Here is an 18,324-nt window from a genome sequence, read left to right as displayed (position 1 = left end):
TTTTCCAGGATGCCTCTATTGTACCGGTTTTGCATTGATGAGGAAATGAAAATGCATTACAACAGAAAGAAATGGCGGACATACCGGTCATCGTGGCGATGGACAAACTCGTTTTTCGCCGCATCGTATACATACTCCTCTTGCCAGCGGGCGCCATGGCGGGCGATTTGGCGGACGGCATGAAGGATCGTATACACTTCTTCATTCGTCATCGTCGGATGAAGCGACACGCGCACCCAGCCCGGTTTTGCCAACAAGTTGCCGCTTTTGACTTCGTTGAGCAAGGCGGCGGACTGCTCTTGATCGATGCCAAGCAAATAATGGCCGTACGGCCCGGCGCATGAACAACCGCCGCGCGCTTGGATGCCGAAACGATCATTGAGCAACTTGACGATGATGTTGTAGTGCAGCCCGTCGATGACAAACGAAATGATGCCAAGCCGGTCATCCCGATGCCCTTCCAGCACCCGGACGCCGGGAATGTCTTTTAACGCCGGCAATAGGAGCGATACGAGCTCCTGTTCGCGGGCGCGCATTCGTTTTATGTTCATTTGCTCTTTCAGCTGGATGGCGAGCGCTGCTTTGATCGTTTGCCAAAACGGCGGCGTTCCCCCGTCTTCCCGCTCTTCGATTGCCTCTACGTATTCGTAATGCCCCCACGGGTCGGTCCAATACACCGTTCCGCCTCCTGGATGGTCAGGCGCCTTTTGGTCATACAGCCGGCTGTCAAAGAGAAGCACTCCTGCGCTTCCCGGTCCGCCAAGAAATTTGTGCGGCGAAAAATAAATGGCATCCAGCTGTTCCATCGGGTCATCCGGGTGCATATCGATGCGCACATACGGGGCGGAAGCGGCAAAGTCGACGAAGCAAAGCCCGCCATATTCATGCATCAGTTTCGCCAAGGCATGATACGGCGTTTCGATCCCAGTTACGTTCGAGCAGGCGGTGAATGCGCCGATCTTTTGCGGCCGATCGCGGTAGCGCTCGAGCAGCTCGCGCAAATGGTCAAGATCGACATCCCCGTTTTGGGTCGGCCGAATCGTCACGACTTCAGCGATCGTTTCCGCCCACGGCAGCAGATTCGTGTGGTGTTCCATATGGGTGACGAACACGACCGGGCGCTCGTCATCCGCCAGCACCAAGCGCCGTTTCCACCGCTCCGGCACGCGCAAGCCAAGCAGGCGCTGCAGCTTGTTGACAGCCCCGGTTGCCCCCGCCCCTTGCATGATCAAAACATCGCTTTTTTTGGCATGGACGTGTTGTTTGATGAGTTCTTTCGCATAGCGATACGCAAGCGTCATTTTCGTCCCGGTCACGTTCGACTCAGTATGGGTGTTGCCGACGAACGGGCCGAGTTCACGGGCCATTTTCTCCTCAATCGGGCGATACAGCCGTCCGCTTGCCGTCCAGTCGGCGTAAAGAAGCCGCTGCTCGCCAAACGGGGTGGAAAACGGATGAAAGCGGCCGATCGTTCCGTCGCGAAACGGCTGAAAATACGTCTCGAGCTCACCGCGGCACGTATACGTCGCATGGCCAATCGTCGCCCGAATCATCATCACTGCTCCCCCTTTCCGCAATCAGCCTATTCTCAATACAGAGTATGTATCCTTTTGACGATTGGTCCAGAAAAAACAACAATCCGCCGGGTGGGCGGATCGTTCAAACAATCTAAAGAGGATTATACATTTTTGGGCGGGTTGCACGGCGCGGCTTGTTCAGTGGAAACAAGGTACTCCGCCAGCCGCGCCCGCAGCTCGTCCGGGAGCGGTTCGCTTGTTTGGGTATGGAAGTTAAAATGGACGACGACCGCCTCTCCGAGGGCAATGAGCGTACCTGTTTCCTCCTCGACGATGCGATGGATGCATTGAAAGCTTTTGTTGCCAATGCGGGAGACATTCGTTTCCACCCGCAACCGCCGCCCGAAAAACGCTTGGCGAATAAAGTCGCACTTCGTAGACGCCAAAACAAAGTGCCATTCGTCCGTCCGTCCGCCGTAGCTCAGCTCATCGAACAAACGGGTGCGCGCTTCTTCCAAATAAATAAAATAGCTGATGTTGCTTAAATGTCCGAGCGCGTCTGTTTCACAAAAACGCGGATTGACCGTAATCGTGTGCGTTTTCATTCGTGTTCCCTCTCCCCTTTTTGACGGCAGACACAGCAGTGTGTCTGCCAACTAGTCAGTATGTTGTTTTTATCATAGCTTGATTCGCTTATGGATGCAACTGTTTTTTGATATTTGATGATTTAGAACATAGTTTAGATAGAGGTGGGGAGCAGGGAGAGCGAAGCGTTCGCTTCTCCTCACCCGGCCCAAAGCGGAAGCAGCACGTACCCGGCAAGCGACAGCCCGGCGCCAATCAAGGAAATGCGCAGTTTGTATTTCGCATAGTTCATCAAGTCCATATCCATGATGGCGGCTGTCGTGATGGTCGTATCGCCAAGCGGCGAGGCAAACGCGCCGAACGTTCCGCTCGCAAACACCGCGCCGACCGTCATCTCAAGCGGCGCTCCAGTCGCGTGCGCGAGCGTGACGCCAAGCGGCATGAAAATGCCCCATGTCCCCCACGAGGACCCGATAAAATACGCCAAAAACGATCCGGCCAAAAACACTGCCGCGGGCACAAACGTCCCGGGAAGCCATGTCCCAAACGTCGAAGCCACGTAAGCGGTAAAGCCGAGCTCCCCCGCCACCGCGGAGACGGCCCAAACGAGAACGAGCATGCCGATCGGCGCCATCAACTCGTTGCCCCCCGCGAAAAAGTGGTAAATCAACTCCGACAGCGACTGCCTGCGCCATACATAAAACCCCATCGAGAGAAGAAGGGTCACAAACAGCGCCAACAGCATCGCCCATGTTGCATCCGCTTGCGAAAACGCTTCTAGCCAGCCGTGCGCCCCGCGCCGCCGACCATCATAGGCAAAAAAAGCGAACGTCAGCCCGAGCAGCAACGCCAGCGGGACAAAAAGGTGAAGCGGCTCTCCTGTGACAAGGGACAATTCTTTGCGCAGCCCGAGGCCGTGCAGTTCGTTTGTTTTCTCCTCTCCTTTTTTCGCCCGCGTCTTGCCGATGCGGATGTTCAGCATCGTCGTCAGCAGCCCGATTATCAGCGCGATAATGGCAAACAGATTGTACGGCAAGCTGCGCAAAAAAACGCCATACGCCGGTTCATGAATATCGTTTTGCGCCAGCGCCGCCGCTACAACAGACGTCATAAAGCCGACAAACGCCGTTGCCGCCGGCAGAAGCACGATGATCGGTTCAGTGGACACATCGATGATGTACGCCATCCGGCGCCGGTCGATGCGAAACTGGCGAAGCACCGCCTTCATCACCGGACCGAGGAGCATAATGCGGAACATCGGCATAAAAAACGTCACCGGCACCGTCAACCAAACGAACAACAAAAGCCTGCGCTTCGTGCGGATGCGCCCAGAAAGCTTCTCGACAAACCCTTTGATCCCACCGGTGATTTGCATCATGCCGACAAGCGAGCCGAACAAGTACAAAAACGCCGCCACCTTCATGTGTTCAACATCGCTGAGCGAATGAACAATGGCGGACAGCGCCCGCTCGATGCCGCCGACAAGCGACCGCTCAAGGCAAAACGCCCCGACAAGCAGCCCGGCTATAAGACCGGGCAAAATTTCTTTCAGCCAAATGGCGAGCGGAATGATCAAAAGAAAAGGCAATAGCGACCACCATGTTCCTTCCACACCGGCATCCCCCTTTGCGATCTTGCTGTTAACAAGGATAGCCATAATGCTGTTTGTTTATGATTTTGTTGATTATTTAGAACATAGTTTTGTTTATTAAATGACCATCGGACGCCATAAAAAAACGCCGCGGCCCAAAGGCGCAGCGCCATGCGATTCGATTCGTGGCCCAAGCCGCCGCCGTCATTTCCGGCGGGCAAAGTCGACAAACCGGAACTTATCGAGCCGATGCCGCGATTCAGTGTATTGAAACAACGTCGCGTCGCTTAAATACACATAGTTTCTCACGACAACGACGCGGTCATCGCCATGCAAATCCAAACAACGACGATCTTCTTCCGTTGCTTCGTCGACCGACATTTCCTTTTTCGCAAAGCTGATCGGCAAATGCAACTTGGTTTCCAAATACTCGTAAATCGAATCCTCGCAAATGTCTTTCGTCAAGGATGGAACGTACTTTTTTAAGAAAAAATCTTTATCTAAAATGATCCGCTCCCCGCCGATTTCGCGGACGCGCACCACTTTCCAGACGTCGTCTTTGCTTGAGGCGCGCAACTGCTGCTTAAGCTCGCTGTCCGGCTTTATGAGGGCCAACTCATGGACGATCGTCCGCACCGGTTGCTTCATCGTCTGCGCCAGCTCTTTAAAGCTGACGAGCCCCGACACCGGGAAATCGTACTTGCCAACATCAAGGACGATCGACCCTTTGCCTTTCATCTTTTGGATATAGCCGTGTTCAGACAACAAATTGAGCGCTTTGCGAATCGTCTCGCGCGATGTCCCGTAGCGGACGGCGAGTTCGTTTTCCGACGGCAGTTTGTCGTACGCCCGCCACTCCCCGCGGCGGATGCGGGAAACGAGATCATGATAAATGGCTAAATATTTGTTTTCATGCATGATCATCACCGTCTGTATTGTATCACGGACGGAGCAAAAGATAAACGACTGATTCGTACGGACGCAGGTCGATGCGGCGAAAATCGTCCGGTGAATCCGGATAGTTGGACAGCAGCCGCTCTCCCTTCCAACCGTCCATTTCCGCTTCTTTTGGCAGCACGAACGTCGTTTTGACCGGATAAAAGTTGTTGACGACAAGCAGCTTCTCCTTCTCCCCATGGCGCATGTAAGCGAAAATGTGCGGATCGTCCTCCAAAAGCAGTTCGTAGCGCCCAGTTGTGATGATGTCGTATTGCTTGCGCAGTGAAATTAACCGCTTATAATGGTAAAAAATTGAATCGGGATCGGCAAGCGCCTGTTTCACATTAATGCGCCGGTAATTGTCCGCGACGCGAATCCACGGCGTACCAGATGTGAAGCCGGCATGAGCGCTGTCATCCCATTGCATCGGTGTGCGCGAATTGTCGCGCGACTTCCGCTGCAAAATGTCCAACACCTCTTGCTCACTTTTGCCTTGTTCAAGCAAAATCCGGTACATATTGAGCGACTCGACGTCGCGGTAATCGCGGATATCGGTGAATTTCGGATCCGTCATGCCGATTTCTTCGCCTTGGTAAATGTATGGCGTCCCTTGCATCAGATGGATGGCCGTCGCTAGCATTTTCGCCGACTCTTTCCAATACGTCCCGTCATCGCCGTAGCGCGAGACGATGCGCGGTTGATCATGGTTGCACCAAAAGAGCGCATTCCATCCCCCGCCTTCGTGCATTCGCACTTGCCACTCCGACAAAATGCGTTTTAACGCGAGAAAATCAAACGGAGCGACGGCCCATTTTTCCCCATTCGGATAATCGACTTTCAAGTGATGGAAGTTAAACGTCATATTGAGCTCCCGGTTTTCCGGGTTTGTGTAACGGATGCAGTGGTCGATCGTCGTCGACGACATTTCCCCGACGGTCATCACATCGTATTTCGAGAATACTTCGCGGTTCATTTCTTGCAAAAATTCGTGGATGCGCGGCCCGTCCGTATAAAAGCGGCGCCCATCCCCCGGCGGAATCGATCCGTCATCGTCCGGAAAGCGCTGGTCTTTGGACAGCAAATTGATGACATCCAACCGGAAGCCATCCACGCCTTTTTTCAGCCAAAAATGCATCATGTCATAAATACGGCGGCGTAGCTCTTCGTTTTCCCAATTCAAATCGGCTTGCGTCACATCGAACAAATGCAAATAATATTGTCCGGTTTGTTCATCATACTCCCACGCCGAACCGCCGAATTTCGACTGCCAGTTGTTCGGGGCGCTGCCGTCCGGCTTCGGGTCGCGCCAAATGTAAAACTGGCGGTACGGGTTCGTTTTCGATGCGCTCGCCTGTTTGAACCATTCATGTTCGGTTGACGTGTGGTTGACGACCATATCCATGACGAGCTTCATCCCGCGCGCATGCACCTCATCGAGCAGGCGGTCAAAGTCAGCCATCGTCCCGTATGCATGATGGATGGCGAAATAATCGCTGATGTCATAGCCGTTGTCGCGCTGCGGCGACGCATAAATCGGCGTCAGCCAAATCACGTCAACGCCAAGTTCTTTCAAATAATCGAGCTTTTCGATGATTCCGGGTAAATCGCCGATGCCATCTCCGTTCGTATCCCGGAAGCTTTTCGGATAAATTTGATACACCACTGCTTTTTTCCACCATGGAGTTGTCGACATGTTGATTCACCTCGTCCATTCGCTTACACAATCCGTCAATCGCGGCGCGAAAAAGATAGAAAAAGATGGAGGATGAAAAACATACCATTGGCGTTGGCTTCCAATGGTATATGTCTGATTGATGATTTAGCACATTGTTTTTTTGTCTCAGTAAATCGATCGGTCAATGGGCAGCTTTGCGCACTTTGCCGAACAGAAAGGTGAGCACGAACGGCACGGCAATGGCAATCGCCATTCCGATAAAGAACGGCGTCCACTTTTGCGGTACGATCGACAAGAAACCCGGCAGGCCGCCGACACCGATTGACGGAGCGATGACTTTATTGAGCGTAATAAACATGCCGGCGATCGCCGCTCCGGTCATCGCTGCGATAAACGGGAAACGAAAGCGCAAGTTGACCCCGAACATCGCCGGTTCCGTGATGCCTAAATACGCGGAAACAGCCGACGTAAACGACAATCCGCGCAGCTTTTCGTCTTTGGCGACGAACATCATCGCTAATGCCGCAGAGCCCTGGGCGATGTTCGACATGACCAAAATCGGCCATAGGAACGTGCCGCCTGTGCTGGCGATCAGCTGCAAGTCAACCGGCAAGAACGTATGGTGCATCCCAGTGACGACAAGCGGCGCATAGAGCGCTCCGTACAACAAGCCGCCAATGGCTGGAACGTTGTCAAAAATCGCGACAAACAAATTCGTAATCGCGTTTCCGATCGCAAACGTGACTGGCCCGATGGCAATGAACGCCAAAAATCCTGTCACAAGCAGCGCAAGCGGCGCGACAAGCAACAGCTGAAACGCATCCGGAATGCGCTTGCGCAAAAACAGCTCAAGCTTCGCCAGCACGTAGGAAGCCACCAACACCGGCAGCACTTGCCCTTGGTAGCCGACTTTTTGCACTTCAAAGCCGAACAAGTTCCAAACCGGAATCTCTCCTTTTTCTTTCGCCGCTCCCCAGCCCCAAGCGTTGAGCAAATCCGGGTGGACGAGCATCAAGCCAAGGACAATCCCCAAGAGCGGGCTGCCGCCGAATTTCGTCACCGCCGACCAACCGATCAAGCCCGGCAGAAAGACGAATGCCGTATTGGCGATCAAGTTGATCATGTTCGCCAAATCGGCCCATTCTTTGTGCACCTCGACAAACGATTTCCCTTCGTAAAAAATGCCTGGGCCTGTCAAGACGTTGTTAATCCCCATTAACAAACCGGCCGTGACGATCGCCGGCAAAATCGGGATGAAAATGTCAGCCAGCGTCTTAATGGCGCGCTGCAGCGGATTGAGCTTCGCTTCGGCCGCATCCTTAATTTCCTGCTTTGTCGCCCGGCCGATGCCCGTCAGCTCGACAAGGTCGTTGTACACCTTGTCGACAAGTCCTTGGCCGATGACAACTTGGAACTGGCCATTGGCCGAAAACGAACCTTTGACGACATCGATGCGCTCGAGCGCCTCTTTATCGACTTTTCCTTCGTCCTTAAGCGCAAACCGAAGCCGGGTCACACAATGCGTGGCGGCAACGATGTTCTCCTTGCCGCCGATGGCTTCAACAATTTGCGCAGCTTCCTTTGTATAAGCCCCCATACGAAATTCCTCCCTTTCTTTCAACCCCCGATTGTGTTGAATCGCTTTCAGCAATCGGTTACAAAAAACTTGTATATACAACCTGACTTTATTCTATCCTGTATATACAAGTTCGTCAACGGTTTTTGGATCAAAAACGAGCAATTTCGACAAGAATTGTATATTTGTTTTCTAACTTTCACTTCTTTTGTTATGTTTTGTCAAACAGCAGGAAAATAAACGGCCGAGCGGGAAAATAAAACATAGCAATCATGAATGTAATCAAGAAAGGATGGACGATAACCATGAAAACATACACACTCCGCGAAGCAGCGAAAAAAATCGGGACGACCGCCCGCGACTTGAAACAGTGGGAAAAGCAATTCGCTCAATGGATCACCGTTCCCCGCACCAGCCAAGGGGCGCGCATTTATACCGACGAGCTGATCCATCGATTTCGTCAAATCCGTATGTTGCTCGAGGAAGGCCGCCATCCGCGCGAAATCGCGGATCTCATCACCCAGATGAACGGGCGGCCCGCCGATCCACCTGCTCCGGTGGAACCCGATGTGATGGAAGGGGAAATTATTGACGTGCCCCGTTTGTTGCGCCATGGGGCCCCGTACATAGCAGAACAGCTCGTCGCCCGCGTAAAAGACGAGCTCGTCGACGCCGTCAAGCGCGAGGCAGCCGACACCATCCAACAGGCGATGAGGGAGGTCAAAGGGCAGCTCGACCACCTCGGCGAGCAGACGAGCGCTGCGGCGGAAACCGTGCGCCGCTCCCTTCAAGACTACCAAGAAGCGTGGCAGCAAAAAACCGAGCAGCTGCACGAACATTTGGAAACGGTCGTCGCCTTTTGCCACGAAGAAAAAGCGAGGCAAGAACAGGAGCGAAAACAGCTCGAACAGCGCATTATCGAGCGGGAAAAAGCTTTCCGGGAACTGGTGCTTTCCTTTCGGCAAACAGCAGCCAACACCAACGCCGGCCGCTCCCGGACGAACAAATGGTGGAAGTTTTGGTAATTCCCGAATGGAAAGGCCGCAATCGAAAAAGGGGCTCCATGAAAAGGAGCGCCCTTTTTCGTTCCCTATTTTGTTGATCAATCTCCAACATGGGCTTGGCGGCAAACAAGCGTTGGTTTGAAAGCGCGGGGCTTTCGCCCGCGGTTTTCCGCCCTCAAACAACGCGCGCCGACCGGCAGGCACATCCGAACAGTCCGCCCTCATCCTTCTTCTCCTTTGCCAATCCCCTTCGCCGGTTCTTTCCAGACGTCCACCACTGCTCCCGCTTCATCCGTATCGATGACAAACGAGCCGGTGGCGTAGCGGTCCGACAAGCGAAGCGACGCAGTCTCCACCATCTCCGTCGCCCCTTTTTCCGTCCGCAGCCCGACCGTCCCCTCGCTCTCGCCGACCAAAACCGCTCCGGCCACGCAGTGCGGGTTTGATTTCACTTCGCGCACGATTCGCACACCCCGCTTGGCGCGCGAGGATGGCTCAAACTCGCCTAGCGCCATTTTTTTCACCGCCCCGCGCTGCGTCGCGACAACGAGAAAACCGCGGTCTTCAGGGCGAAGCGGGCAGGCGGCGGCGACAAAGTCTCCTTCTTTTAGTTGAATCCCTTTCACCCCGGCAGCGCGCACGCCGACCAGGCTGATTTCTTCTTCGGCAAACAAAAGTGCATAGCCATCATGCGTCGCCAGCCAAAGGAGGCCGCGGCCGTCCGTCGCATAGACGGCGGCGACCTCATCATCGTCTTTCACATGGACCGCAACAAGCGGGCGCGTGTAGCGCTGCACTTGGTATTGGGAAAGCTCGGTCCGTTTCACCATCCCTTGCCTCGTGACGAAGACGAGCTGTTCGTCCGTCTCAAACGAGGAAACAGGGACAGCGGCGATGAGCTCATCGTCGCGTTCCAGCGGAATCAAGCTTGAAATATGCTGGCCGACCTCTTTCCAGCGGATGTCCGGCAGCGTATGAACCGGGCAATACAAATAATAGCCGCGGCGGGTGAACAGCAAGAGCACATCGGTCGTATTCATCTCGAGCTGGGCGAGCAGACGGTCGGTCTCCTTCATGCCGATGTCCTGACCGTTCGATGCGCTGTACGAACGGTAGCTCGTTCGTTTCACGTATCCTTCCTTTGTCACGGTCACGATCACATCTTCAGCCGGAATGAGCGCTTCAACGTTCACTTTCAGCTCTTCGATCTCCTCTTCAATCGCCGTCCGCCGCTCGTCAGCATATTGCTTTTTCATGGCCTTCAATTCTTTTTTAATGACCGACAACAGCTTGTTCTCATCGGCCAACACCGCGCTCAGCTCGGCGATCGTTTTGTCGAGCTCTTCCGCTTCCTGCCGAAGCGCGGCGATATCGGTGTTTGTCAGCCGGTAAAGCTGAAGCGTCACGATCGCTTCCGCTTGCGCCTCGGTGAACCCGTAGCCCGCCATCAGCCGATCTTTCGCATCGCGCTTGTCACTCGACGCCCGAATCGTCGCGATCACCTCATCCAAAATCGAGAGCGCTTTGATCAACCCGTCGACAATATGCTTCCGCTCGTTCGCTTTTTTGAGCTCAAAATGCGAACGGTTCGTGACGACGTCCTTCCGGTGGGCGATGTAGGCATCCAACAGCTCCGGCAAGCTCATCAGCTTCGGCCGGCGTTCATGGATCGCCACCATGTTGAAGCTGTATGGCACTTGCAAATCGGTGTTTTTGTATAAATAGTTAAGGATCGCCTCGGCATCGGCGTCTTTTTTCAGCTCGATGACGATCGACAGCCCGTTCCGGTCCGTTTCATCGCGGACGTCAGCAATGCCGTCGAGCTTTTTGTCCAAACGAAGCTCGTCAATTTTTTTCACCAAATTCGCCTTGTTCACTTCATACGGCAACTCCGTGATGACAATCTGCTTTTTCCCGCCTCTCGCCTGCTCGATGGCGGCTTTGGCGCGGATGATGATTTTCCCGCGGCCGGTCTCATACGCCTTGCGGATGCCGTCTTTCCCCTGGATGATGCCGCCGGTCGGAAAATCAGGGCCGGGAAGGACGGTCATCAGCTCGTCAACCGTGCAATCCGGCCGGTCAATCCGCATCAGGACAGCATCGATCACCTCGCCGAGCGCATGCGGCGGAATGTCGGTCGCATAGCCGGCCGAAATCCCGGTCGAGCCATTCACCAACAAGTTCGGAAACATCGCCGGCAAGACGGTCGGCTCCTCCGTCGTATCGTCAAAGTTCGGCACAAACGCGACCGTTTGCTTGTCAATGTCGCGCAATAACTCAGCGGCGATCGCCGACAAGCGCGCTTCCGTGTAGCGCATCGCCGCCGGCGGGTCGCCGTCGAGGCTGCCGTTGTTGCCATGCATTTCAATCAGCACGTTGCGCAGCTTCCACTCTTGGCTCATCCGCACCATCGCCTCGTACACTGACGAGTCGCCATGCGGATGAAAATTGCCGATCACGTTCCCAACCGTTTTCGCCGCCTTACGAAACGGTTTATCGGCCGTGTTGCCATCGATGTACATCGCATACAAAATGCGGCGCTGCACGGGCTTCAGCCCGTCGCGCGCATCGGGCAGCGCCCGGTCTTGGATGATGTATTTGCTGTAGCGGCCGAAGCGGTCGCCAAGCACGTCTTCTAACGGCAATTCCAACAATCGCTCTGCCATCATACCTCTCCTTTCCTACAAGACATCGGCGCAATCATGGCGGCGTCTTTTCGCACCGCCATCAGCCGATCCACCCTGGCTCTTCCTCAAGCCCAAAGGCAACATGCGTTTCAATCCATTTGCGGCGCGGCTCGACTTTATCGCCCATCAGTGTCGTCACCCGCCGCTCGGCGCGAGCCGCATCTTCAATGCGCACGCGGATCAACGTGCGCGTTTCCGGATTCATCGTCGTTTCCCACAATTGATCGGCGTTCATTTCGCCAAGCCCTTTGTAGCGCTGAATCGTATAGCCGCGGCCCATTCGTTTCGTGATTTCCCGCAATTGCTCATCTGTCCATGCGTATTCGATGACTTCCTTTTTGCCGCTTTTTTTGCTGATTTTATAAAGCGGCGGCAAGGCGATGTACACTTTTCCCGCTTCAATGAGCGGACGCATGTAGCGGTAAAAAAACGTCAAAAGCAGCACTTGAATATGGGCGCCGTCCGTGTCGGCGTCGGTCATAATGATCACTTTGTCGTAGTTGACATCATCGAGCGAAAAATCAGCGCCGACGCCGCCGCCGATGGCGTGGATGATCGTATTGATTTCCTCGTTTTTCAAAATATCGCCAAGCTTCGCCTTTTCCGTGTTGATGACTTTCCCGCGCAGCGGAAGGACCGCCTGGAAGCGGCGGTCGCGCCCTTGTTTCGCCGAACCGCCCGCCGAATCGCCTTCGACCAAATACAGCTCGTTTTTTTGCGGATTGCGCCCTTGCGCCGGCGTCAGCTTGCCGCTTAACAGCGCCTCTTTCCCTTTCCGCTTTTTGCCGCTTCTCGCCTCTTCGCGCGCTTTGCGGGCCGCTTCACGCGCCTGATAGGCCCGAATCGCTTTCTTAATGAGCATCGCGCTTACGTCCGGGTTTTCTTGCAGAAAGTACATGAGCTGCTCGGACACCACCGCATCGACGGCCGAACGCGCTTCGCTCGTTCCGAGCTTTCCTTTCGTCTGCCCTTCAAACTGAAGCAAGTGCTCTGGGATGCGCACCGAAACGACCGCGGACAATCCTTCGCGAATATCCGTTCCTTCTAAATTTTTATCCTTTTCCTTAAGCAAGCCGACGCGGCGGGCGTATTCGTTAAAGACGCGCGTCATCGCCGTTTTCGCCCCGGCTTCATGCGTCCCGCCGTCTTTTGTGCGCACGTTGTTGACAAACGACAGCACGTTTTCCGAATAACCGTCATGAAACTGGAACGCAAACTCGACTTCAATGCCGTTTTGCTCGCCAGCAAAATACACAACCGGGTGGAGCACATCTTTCTCCTCATTCAAATAGGCGACAAACGCTTCAATTCCGTTTTCGTAGTGGAACACCTCGCGCATGCCGGTCCGTTCGTCAACGAGTTCGATTTTCAACCCTTTCAGCAAAAACGCCGATTCGCGTAGCCGTTCACTCAATGTTTCATAATCGAAGACCGTCGTGCTGAAAATCGTTGGGTCCGGCTTAAATTGAATGATGGTTCCGGTTTTGTTCGTTGTGCCGATTTTCTCTAGCGTCGTCACCGGTTTGCCTCCATGCTCAAACCGCTGCCGGTACATGAAGCCGTCGCGATGAATCGTGACGACCAGCCATTCCGACAAAGCGTTGACAACCGAAGCCCCGACTCCGTGCAGGCCGCCGCTCGTTTTATAGCCGCCTTGGCCGAATTTGCCGCCGGCATGAAGCACGGTCAAAATGACTTCCGGCGTCGGCTTGCCAAGCTTATGCATCCCAACCGGCATGCCGCGCCCTTCATCAAGGACGGTGATGCTGTTGTCTTTATGTATTTGCACCAAAATGTAATTTCCATATCCGGCCAACGCTTCATCGACCGAGTTGTCGACGATTTCATAAACAAGATGATGCAACCCGCGGCTGTCGGTGCTGCCGATGTACATCCCCGGACGCTTCCTCACCGCCTCAAGCCCTTCTAACACTTGAATGGCATCTTCGTTATAGTCATGTATCGCTTGCTTTGCCACAAGCCCACCCCTTTCTGCCAAAACAAGAACATCTGTTTCTGTTTTATTGTATCATAAAATGACCAGCTGTCCATTGTCTTTTGACACCGCTTGACAAAATCGGACAACGGCGCCTGAAAAACGAAAGGACCATCTTAGAGAAGATGGCCGTTTCGTCAATGGCGCGCTTCGCCTGTTACGGGCGTTTTGTAAGCGCATGTTCTACTTTAATGCAGCGATCCATAATCACCGTATAGCCTTTTTCCTTTAAAAACGCGTATGCTTCTTCATTGACGACGCCAAGCTGCGCCCAAAATACGTCCGCATCGATTTGCACAAACTCGCGGGCGAGCTCCGGCAAATGTTCGGAACGGCGAAACACATCGACGATATCGACATGTCCTTCGATATCCGTCAGTTTGTCGACCGCTGGAATGCCTTCCCATTCCTCGATCATCGGATTAACCGGAATGATTTCGTATCCGGCGTCTTTCATCGCCTTCGCCACCATATACGACTCGCGCTCGGGATTGTTGGACAAGCCGACAACGGCAATCCGCTTCGCCTTGCGCAAAATGTCGCCGATTTCTTCCCGGCTTGGGTTGACAATGGGCATCGGGTTCTCTCCTTCCTTCCCTCTTTGGTTTTGCAGTACTTGTTTCGCGATCGAGAAAGAAAAATCCTTCTATGAGACAGAAAATGGTTTAGCCCTTTTTAACATTGTGCAACAAACGCTAAAACTTTCCCGAACGAAAAATCGAGTAAAGCAGCCAACCAAAAAGAAAAGCGGACACACCTAATCCGATTTCAACAGCAGGAATTTTCCATAGCAGCATCGACTGCCGTCCGAACGATGAAGCGATCATCATGCCAGCCATGACGATGCTCCACGAAAGAAGAACGATGCTAAACGACAGCCGGTTCGTAATCTGATCGAGCTTCTTTAGCAGCGTTTCCAAATCAGGCGCCGTGATTTCCAATCGAAGCTTGCCATGCCGCATCATTTTCGTCCATTCCTTTACGCTGTCCGGCAAGCGAAGCAGCCATTCACCGTAGTCGAAAATCCGTTTCCACGCCGTTTCCGCTACACGGTCAGGCCGAAGACGCTCTTTCATCAGCTTTCTCCCAAACGGTTCGGCCACATCCATGATGCGAAACTGCGGGTCAAGCGTCTCCACGACCCCTTCGACCGTCAACAGCGCTTTCCCTAACAGCGTCAAATCGCTTGGGATGCGAATGCCATGGCGAAATGCCACCGAAAGCAAATCCTCGACGGCTTCCCCAAGACTGATCTCACCGAGCGGGACGCGGTAGTATTTCTCCCGCAACTCGTCAATATCATCGCGCAATTTTCCTTCATCGACTCCGTCAGGAACAATTCCTAAACCGTAAATCGCACCCAACACCCCATCCGTGTTTTGCCGCATTAAGGCGATGATGAGTGAAGAAAGATGATGTTTGACATGAGGTCGAAGGCGGCCCATCAAGCCAAAGTCAATGAAGGAAAGCGTTCCATCGTCAAGAACAAATACATTGCCAGGATGAGGGTCGCCATGAAAAAATCCATGCTCAAACATTTGTTGAAAGGTTGCTTCAGCCAAACGCTCGGCGATCGTTTTTAAGGAGTGGCCGTTCGCTTTCAACCGCTCGATCTCCCCGAGTTTGATCCCTTCGACATATTCCATCGTGAGCACTGTTTTCGTCGTATAATCCCAAAACACCTTCGGGACATACACCGACGAATCGCCGGCAAACTGCCGTGCAAACCGTTCCGCATGGCGCGCCTCGACTGTATAATCCAGCTCCTGCCGTAATGAACGCGCCAGTTCATCGACAATCTCAGACAATTGGTAGGTTGCCGCCCAATCGAGACGGCGTTCCGCCAGCACGGCCAAATCTTGCAAAATTTCCAGATCCGTCTCCACCCGCGCAGCGATGTGCGGGCGCTGCACTTTCACCGCCACGGCCTGTCCGGAAGGAAGAACCGCCCGGTGCACTTGTCCAAGCGAAGCGGCAGCGAGCGGCATTTCCTCAAATGAACGAAAGAGTGTTTCCAGCGAACTTCCAAACTCCGCTTCGACAATCCGGCGGACATCGGCAAACGGAAACGGCGGAACTTGGTCTTGCAGCTTTTCGAGCTCACTGATGATCGGAGCGGGAATCAAATCCGGCCGTGTGCTAGCAATTTGCCCGAGCTTCACGAACGTCGGGCCGAGCTCCTCGAGCACAAGGCGGAGCCGCTCCCCAACCGTTTTTCCTTCCTTTTTCCCTTGCTCCGCTCTCCATCGCGGCGGCAACGAAAGAAACGACGAAAAGCCGAGCTCATCGACGATCATCCCAAACCCGTGTCGAAGCAAGGCGGCGGCGATTTCGTGGTACCTTCCGATATGGCGCACCCGTTTCCCGATCATCCGATCATCTCCCTTAGAGCGTCAAACAGCAGTCAAAAAAGCCCGTTACTCTCCGCTTTGTTCCTTTTCTTCAAGACGGCGGATTCGCTCCTCGAGCTGCCGCACGTCTTCTTTCGTCGCCAAGTCGAGTTTATCGATCACCTGCTTGATTTGCTCGCGTACAAGCCGCTGCACTTCCGTTTTCCGCGCTTCGGTTTGCTGCTTCCATTGATCGATCACTTCCTTCGATTCGTCAAGCGACAATTCCCCTTTTTTGACTAACTCGTCAATGATTTTTTCCACTTGTTCTTTGCTGGCGATCGCAAGCCCAAGCCCGAACGCCAATCCTTTTTTCAAAATGCTCATTCTGTTTTCCTCCTTTCCTCCTTTCCTTTATAGTACCATTATTTGGCGGGGCATGTCGAGCAAGCGGCCAAAGAGGAAAATGCGGAAGGTGTTTTCCGTTCGAACCTAGCGTTGCATATCCCGCTTCTCGATAAGGAATCCTATCGATGGGCTATCCATTCGTGCAAGGAGGGAGTTCCCATGGCAGAGGAACAACTGCACTACGGAGAAGACTATCGTTTCATACCTGCGACGTCAGCAGCGAGCGGCCTCGGAGTCAGCGTGCTGCCCGATTTGTACTGCCATACGATCCAAATCGTGAACATTTGTCTTGTCGGCCGCCCGGACGACCGCGCGTTTGTATTAGTCGACGCTGGCATGCCGGGATCAGCCGATGACATTGTTTCAGTCGTGGAAGACCGCTTTGGCAGCGGCAGCCGCCCGCAAGCCATTGTTTTAACCCACGGCCATTTTGACCACGTTGGAGCGATTGTTGAGCTTGTCAAGCATTGGAATGTCCCGGTGTATGCCCATCCGGCTGAACTGCCGTATTTGACTGGAAAGGCGAGCTATCCTGAACCTGACGCTTCCGTCGAGGGCGGCTTCATCGCCAAAATATCACCGTTTTTCCCAAATGAACCGATTCAACTGGGCGATCGCGTTCATCCGCTGCCAGAGGACGGCACCGTTCCGCACTTGCCGGAGTTCCGCTGGATCCACACACCGGGGCACACGCCAGGCCACATTTCGTTATTTCGGCCGCGCGACGCCGCTTTAATCGCCGGCGACGCGTTCGTCACCGTCCGCCAAGATTCACTGTATAAAGTGTTGACCCAGCAAATCGAAATCAGCGGCCCGCCGCGCTATTATACCATCGATTGGCGCGCCGCCCGCGAGTCGGTGCGCAAATTGGCCGCACTCTTCCCATCGGTCGCTGTCACGGGACACGGCGCCCCAGTAGCAGGAGAGGAATTGCGTGATGGGCTGACGAAGCTCGCTCGTGATTTTGACCGCATCGCTGTCCCAGATTATGGAAAGTACGTCCATTAACGGAACGATTCCACCCGCACTTACGATTGGAAACGAAAGACTTCCCAGTTTGAAATGATCAGCAGCAGGCCGTTGCTAAGAAAAAAAGCTGACCCAAAACGCATTCGCGTTTTGGGTCAGCCTCATTGTCATAAAAAAATGGGCCTAAGTGGACTTGAACCACCGACCTCACGCTTATCAGGCGTGCGCTCTAACCAGCTGAGCTATAGGCCCGCTTATAAGAAATAAAAATGGAGGGGGACGGATTCGAACCGCCGAACCCAAAGGGAGCGGATTTACAGTCCGCCGCGTTTAGCCACTTCGCTACCCCTCCGTAATCGTGATGCCGACTGCAGGACTCGAACCCGCAACCTACTGATTACGATTCAGTTGCTCTACCAATTGAGCTAAGTCGGCATGATAGAAGTAGACCGTGACTCCTTGGCTTCTGTTGTGTCCCTTCCTCTCCCAGCCAATTCGAAGACGCTGGATGCGTCGGGACAACTCGAAGCCGACTCGACGAAGCAGGTGCTCGTCTCTACCAATTGAGCTAAGTCAATATTTATGGCATTTATGGCGGAGGAGGAGGGATTCGAACCCCCGCGGGCTGTGACACCCCTATCGGTTTTCGAAACCGACCCCTTCAGCCAGACTTGGGTACTCCTCCATAGCTGTTTGGAGCGATGCGGTCGAGAGGACTTGAACCTCCACGGGGTTGCCCCCACTAGGCCCTCAACCTAGCGCGTCTGCCATTCCGCCACGACCGCATACAATGGAGCGTAGGGGATTTGAACCCCTGACCTCTTCGCTGCCAGCGAAGCGTTCTCCCCCTGAACTAACGCCCCATGATGGTGGAGTATACTGGGATCGAACCAGTGACCCCCACGCTGTCAACGTGGTGCTCTCCCGCTGAGCTAATACTCCACGTTCTTTGCCTAGCAGCGACCTACTCTTGCAGGGGCGCTGGCCCCAACTACCATCGGCGCTGGAGGGCTTAACTTCCGTGTTCGGGATGGGAACGGGTGTTTC

Annotated in this window: 13 protein-coding genes, 7 tRNA genes and 1 rRNA gene; 2 read left to right on the top strand and 19 right to left on the bottom strand. The window is 54.1% G+C overall.

Translation table 11 applies throughout. The annotated features are described in order from the left end of the window. Nucleotides 1–56: 56 nt before the first annotated feature. The 6 genes from CV945_RS11620 to treP form a co-directional block, all read right to left on the bottom strand. Nucleotides 57–1,556 (bottom strand): aminotransferase class V-fold PLP-dependent enzyme, encoded by a 1,500-nt coding sequence (locus CV945_RS11620; protein ID WP_100659816.1) that lies wholly within the window; start codon nt 1,554–1,556, stop codon nt 57–59. Between the two features lie 122 nt (nt 1,557–1,678). Beyond that, on the bottom strand, nt 1,679–2,122 hold the full coding sequence (locus tag CV945_RS11615) for an acyl-CoA thioesterase (protein WP_100659815.1): 444 nt from the start codon (nt 2,120–2,122) through the stop codon (nt 1,679–1,681). A 179-nt stretch (nt 2,123–2,301) separates the two neighbouring features. Further along, a complete protein-coding gene (locus tag CV945_RS11610; RefSeq protein WP_100659814.1) occupies nt 2,302–3,714 on the bottom strand; it encodes a Na+/H+ antiporter NhaC family protein in 1,413 nt (470 codons plus the stop codon). A 183-nt stretch (nt 3,715–3,897) separates the two neighbouring features. Then, complete coding sequence (treR, locus tag CV945_RS11605) at nt 3,898–4,611, bottom strand: trehalose operon repressor (RefSeq protein ID WP_047818401.1); 714 nt, start codon at nt 4,609–4,611, stop codon at nt 3,898–3,900. 22 nt (nt 4,612–4,633) lie between these two features. Next, nucleotides 4,634–6,325 carry an alpha,alpha-phosphotrehalase gene (treC, locus tag CV945_RS11600; protein ID WP_100659813.1) on the bottom strand — a complete coding sequence of 564 codons (1,692 nt, stop codon included), beginning with the start codon at nt 6,323–6,325 and terminating at the stop codon, nt 4,634–4,636. Between the two features lie 163 nt (nt 6,326–6,488). Then, nucleotides 6,489–7,904, bottom strand: a complete 1,416-nt coding sequence (treP, locus tag CV945_RS11595; RefSeq protein ID WP_100659821.1) for a PTS system trehalose-specific EIIBC component — start codon at nt 7,902–7,904, stop codon at nt 6,489–6,491. A 284-nt stretch (nt 7,905–8,188) separates the two neighbouring features. Here treP and CV945_RS11590 point away from each other — a divergent pair, with 284 nt between their 5' ends. Next, on the top strand, nt 8,189–8,908 hold the full coding sequence (locus CV945_RS11590) for a MerR family transcriptional regulator (protein WP_033010912.1): 720 nt from the start codon (nt 8,189–8,191) through the stop codon (nt 8,906–8,908). Between the two features lie 200 nt (nt 8,909–9,108). On the opposite strand, the gene parC is transcribed toward CV945_RS11590, so the two are convergent. The 5 genes from parC to CV945_RS11565 all read right to left on the bottom strand — a co-directional run bounded on the left by parC (nt 9,109) and on the right by CV945_RS11565 (nt 16,287). Then, nucleotides 9,109–11,553, bottom strand: a complete 2,445-nt coding sequence (parC, locus tag CV945_RS11585; RefSeq protein WP_100659812.1) for a DNA topoisomerase IV subunit A — start codon at nt 11,551–11,553, stop codon at nt 9,109–9,111. Nucleotides 11,554–11,614: 61 nt separating this feature from the next. Next, nucleotides 11,615–13,552: a DNA topoisomerase IV subunit B gene (parE, locus tag CV945_RS11580; RefSeq protein WP_061580965.1), complete on the bottom strand. Its 1,938-nt coding sequence runs from the start codon at nt 13,550–13,552 to the stop codon at nt 11,615–11,617. Nucleotides 13,553–13,727: 175 nt separating this feature from the next. Further along, nucleotides 13,728–14,147, bottom strand: a complete 420-nt coding sequence (locus CV945_RS11575) for a CoA-binding protein (protein WP_033010909.1) — start codon at nt 14,145–14,147, stop codon at nt 13,728–13,730. Between the two features lie 118 nt (nt 14,148–14,265). After that, entirely contained in the window at nt 14,266–15,942 is a 1,677-nt protein-coding gene (locus CV945_RS11570; RefSeq protein ID WP_100659811.1) for an ABC1 kinase family protein, read from the bottom strand. A gap of 45 nt (nt 15,943–15,987) precedes the next feature. Continuing rightward, nucleotides 15,988–16,287, bottom strand: coding sequence for a phasin family protein (locus CV945_RS11565; RefSeq protein WP_100659810.1), 300 nt, complete (start codon nt 16,285–16,287; stop codon nt 15,988–15,990). A 180-nt stretch (nt 16,288–16,467) separates the two neighbouring features. On the opposite strand from CV945_RS11565, the gene CV945_RS11560 reads away from it, so the two are divergent. After that, nucleotides 16,468–17,316: an MBL fold metallo-hydrolase gene (locus tag CV945_RS11560; protein WP_100659809.1), complete on the top strand. Its 849-nt coding sequence runs from the start codon at nt 16,468–16,470 to the stop codon at nt 17,314–17,316. A gap of 139 nt (nt 17,317–17,455) precedes the next feature. On the opposite strand, the gene CV945_RS11555 is transcribed toward CV945_RS11560, so the two are convergent. From CV945_RS11555 to rrf, 8 genes are all read right to left on the bottom strand, one after another. Then, a tRNA-Ile gene (locus CV945_RS11555) sits at nt 17,456–17,529 on the bottom strand. An 18-nt stretch (nt 17,530–17,547) separates the two neighbouring features. Beyond that, nucleotides 17,548–17,629: transfer RNA gene (locus CV945_RS11550), tRNA-Tyr, on the bottom strand. A gap of 10 nt (nt 17,630–17,639) precedes the next feature. After that, nucleotides 17,640–17,712 (bottom strand) — tRNA-Thr (locus tag CV945_RS11545). Between the two features lie 157 nt (nt 17,713–17,869). Beyond that, nucleotides 17,870–17,962 (bottom strand) — tRNA-Ser (locus CV945_RS11540). A gap of 17 nt (nt 17,963–17,979) precedes the next feature. Further along, nucleotides 17,980–18,062, bottom strand: a tRNA-Leu gene (locus tag CV945_RS11535). Nucleotides 18,063–18,068: 6 nt separating this feature from the next. Further along, nucleotides 18,069–18,140: transfer RNA gene (locus tag CV945_RS11530), tRNA-Ala, on the bottom strand. Between the two features lie 4 nt (nt 18,141–18,144). Further along, nucleotides 18,145–18,219, bottom strand: a tRNA-Val gene (locus CV945_RS11525). A 9-nt stretch (nt 18,220–18,228) separates the two neighbouring features. Next, nucleotides 18,229–18,324 (bottom strand): 5S ribosomal RNA (gene rrf, locus CV945_RS11520); the annotation flags it as partial.

Origin of the sequence: Geobacillus sp. Manikaran-105, assembly GCF_002809955.1 — a bacterium.
GTDB lineage: Bacteria > Bacillota > Bacilli > Bacillales > Anoxybacillaceae > Geobacillus > Geobacillus thermophilus.
Note: the sequence above shows the minus strand (reverse complement) of the source record. Positions and strands in the feature narration are given on the sequence as shown.

What these genes read in the sequence shown, in the direction of transcription:
- CV945_RS11620 (WP_100659816.1), bottom strand. Translation starts at nt 1,556, where the DNA reads ATGATGATTCGGGCGACGATTGGCCATGCGACGTATACGTGCCGCGGT.
- CV945_RS11560 (WP_100659809.1), top strand. Translation starts at nt 16,468, where the DNA reads ATGGCAGAGGAACAACTGCACTACGGAGAAGACTATCGTTTCATACCT.
- CV945_RS11565 (WP_100659810.1), bottom strand. Translation starts at nt 16,287, where the DNA reads ATGAGCATTTTGAAAAAAGGATTGGCGTTCGGGCTTGGGCTTGCGATC.
- CV945_RS11590 (WP_033010912.1), top strand. Translation starts at nt 8,189, where the DNA reads ATGAAAACATACACACTCCGCGAAGCAGCGAAAAAAATCGGGACGACC.
- CV945_RS11570 (WP_100659811.1), bottom strand. Translation starts at nt 15,942, where the DNA reads ATGATCGGGAAACGGGTGCGCCATATCGGAAGGTACCACGAAATCGCC.
- parC (WP_100659812.1), bottom strand. Translation starts at nt 11,553, where the DNA reads ATGGCAGAGCGATTGTTGGAATTGCCGTTAGAAGACGTGCTTGGCGAC.
- treR (WP_047818401.1), bottom strand. Translation starts at nt 4,611, where the DNA reads ATGCATGAAAACAAATATTTAGCCATTTATCATGATCTCGTTTCCCGC.
- CV945_RS11615 (WP_100659815.1), bottom strand. Translation starts at nt 2,122, where the DNA reads ATGAAAACGCACACGATTACGGTCAATCCGCGTTTTTGTGAAACAGAC.
- treP (WP_100659821.1), bottom strand. Translation starts at nt 7,904, where the DNA reads ATGGGGGCTTATACAAAGGAAGCTGCGCAAATTGTTGAAGCCATCGGC.
- treC (WP_100659813.1), bottom strand. Translation starts at nt 6,325, where the DNA reads ATGTCGACAACTCCATGGTGGAAAAAAGCAGTGGTGTATCAAATTTAT.
- CV945_RS11575 (WP_033010909.1), bottom strand. Translation starts at nt 14,147, where the DNA reads ATGCCCATTGTCAACCCAAGCCGGGAAGAAATCGGCGACATTTTGCGC.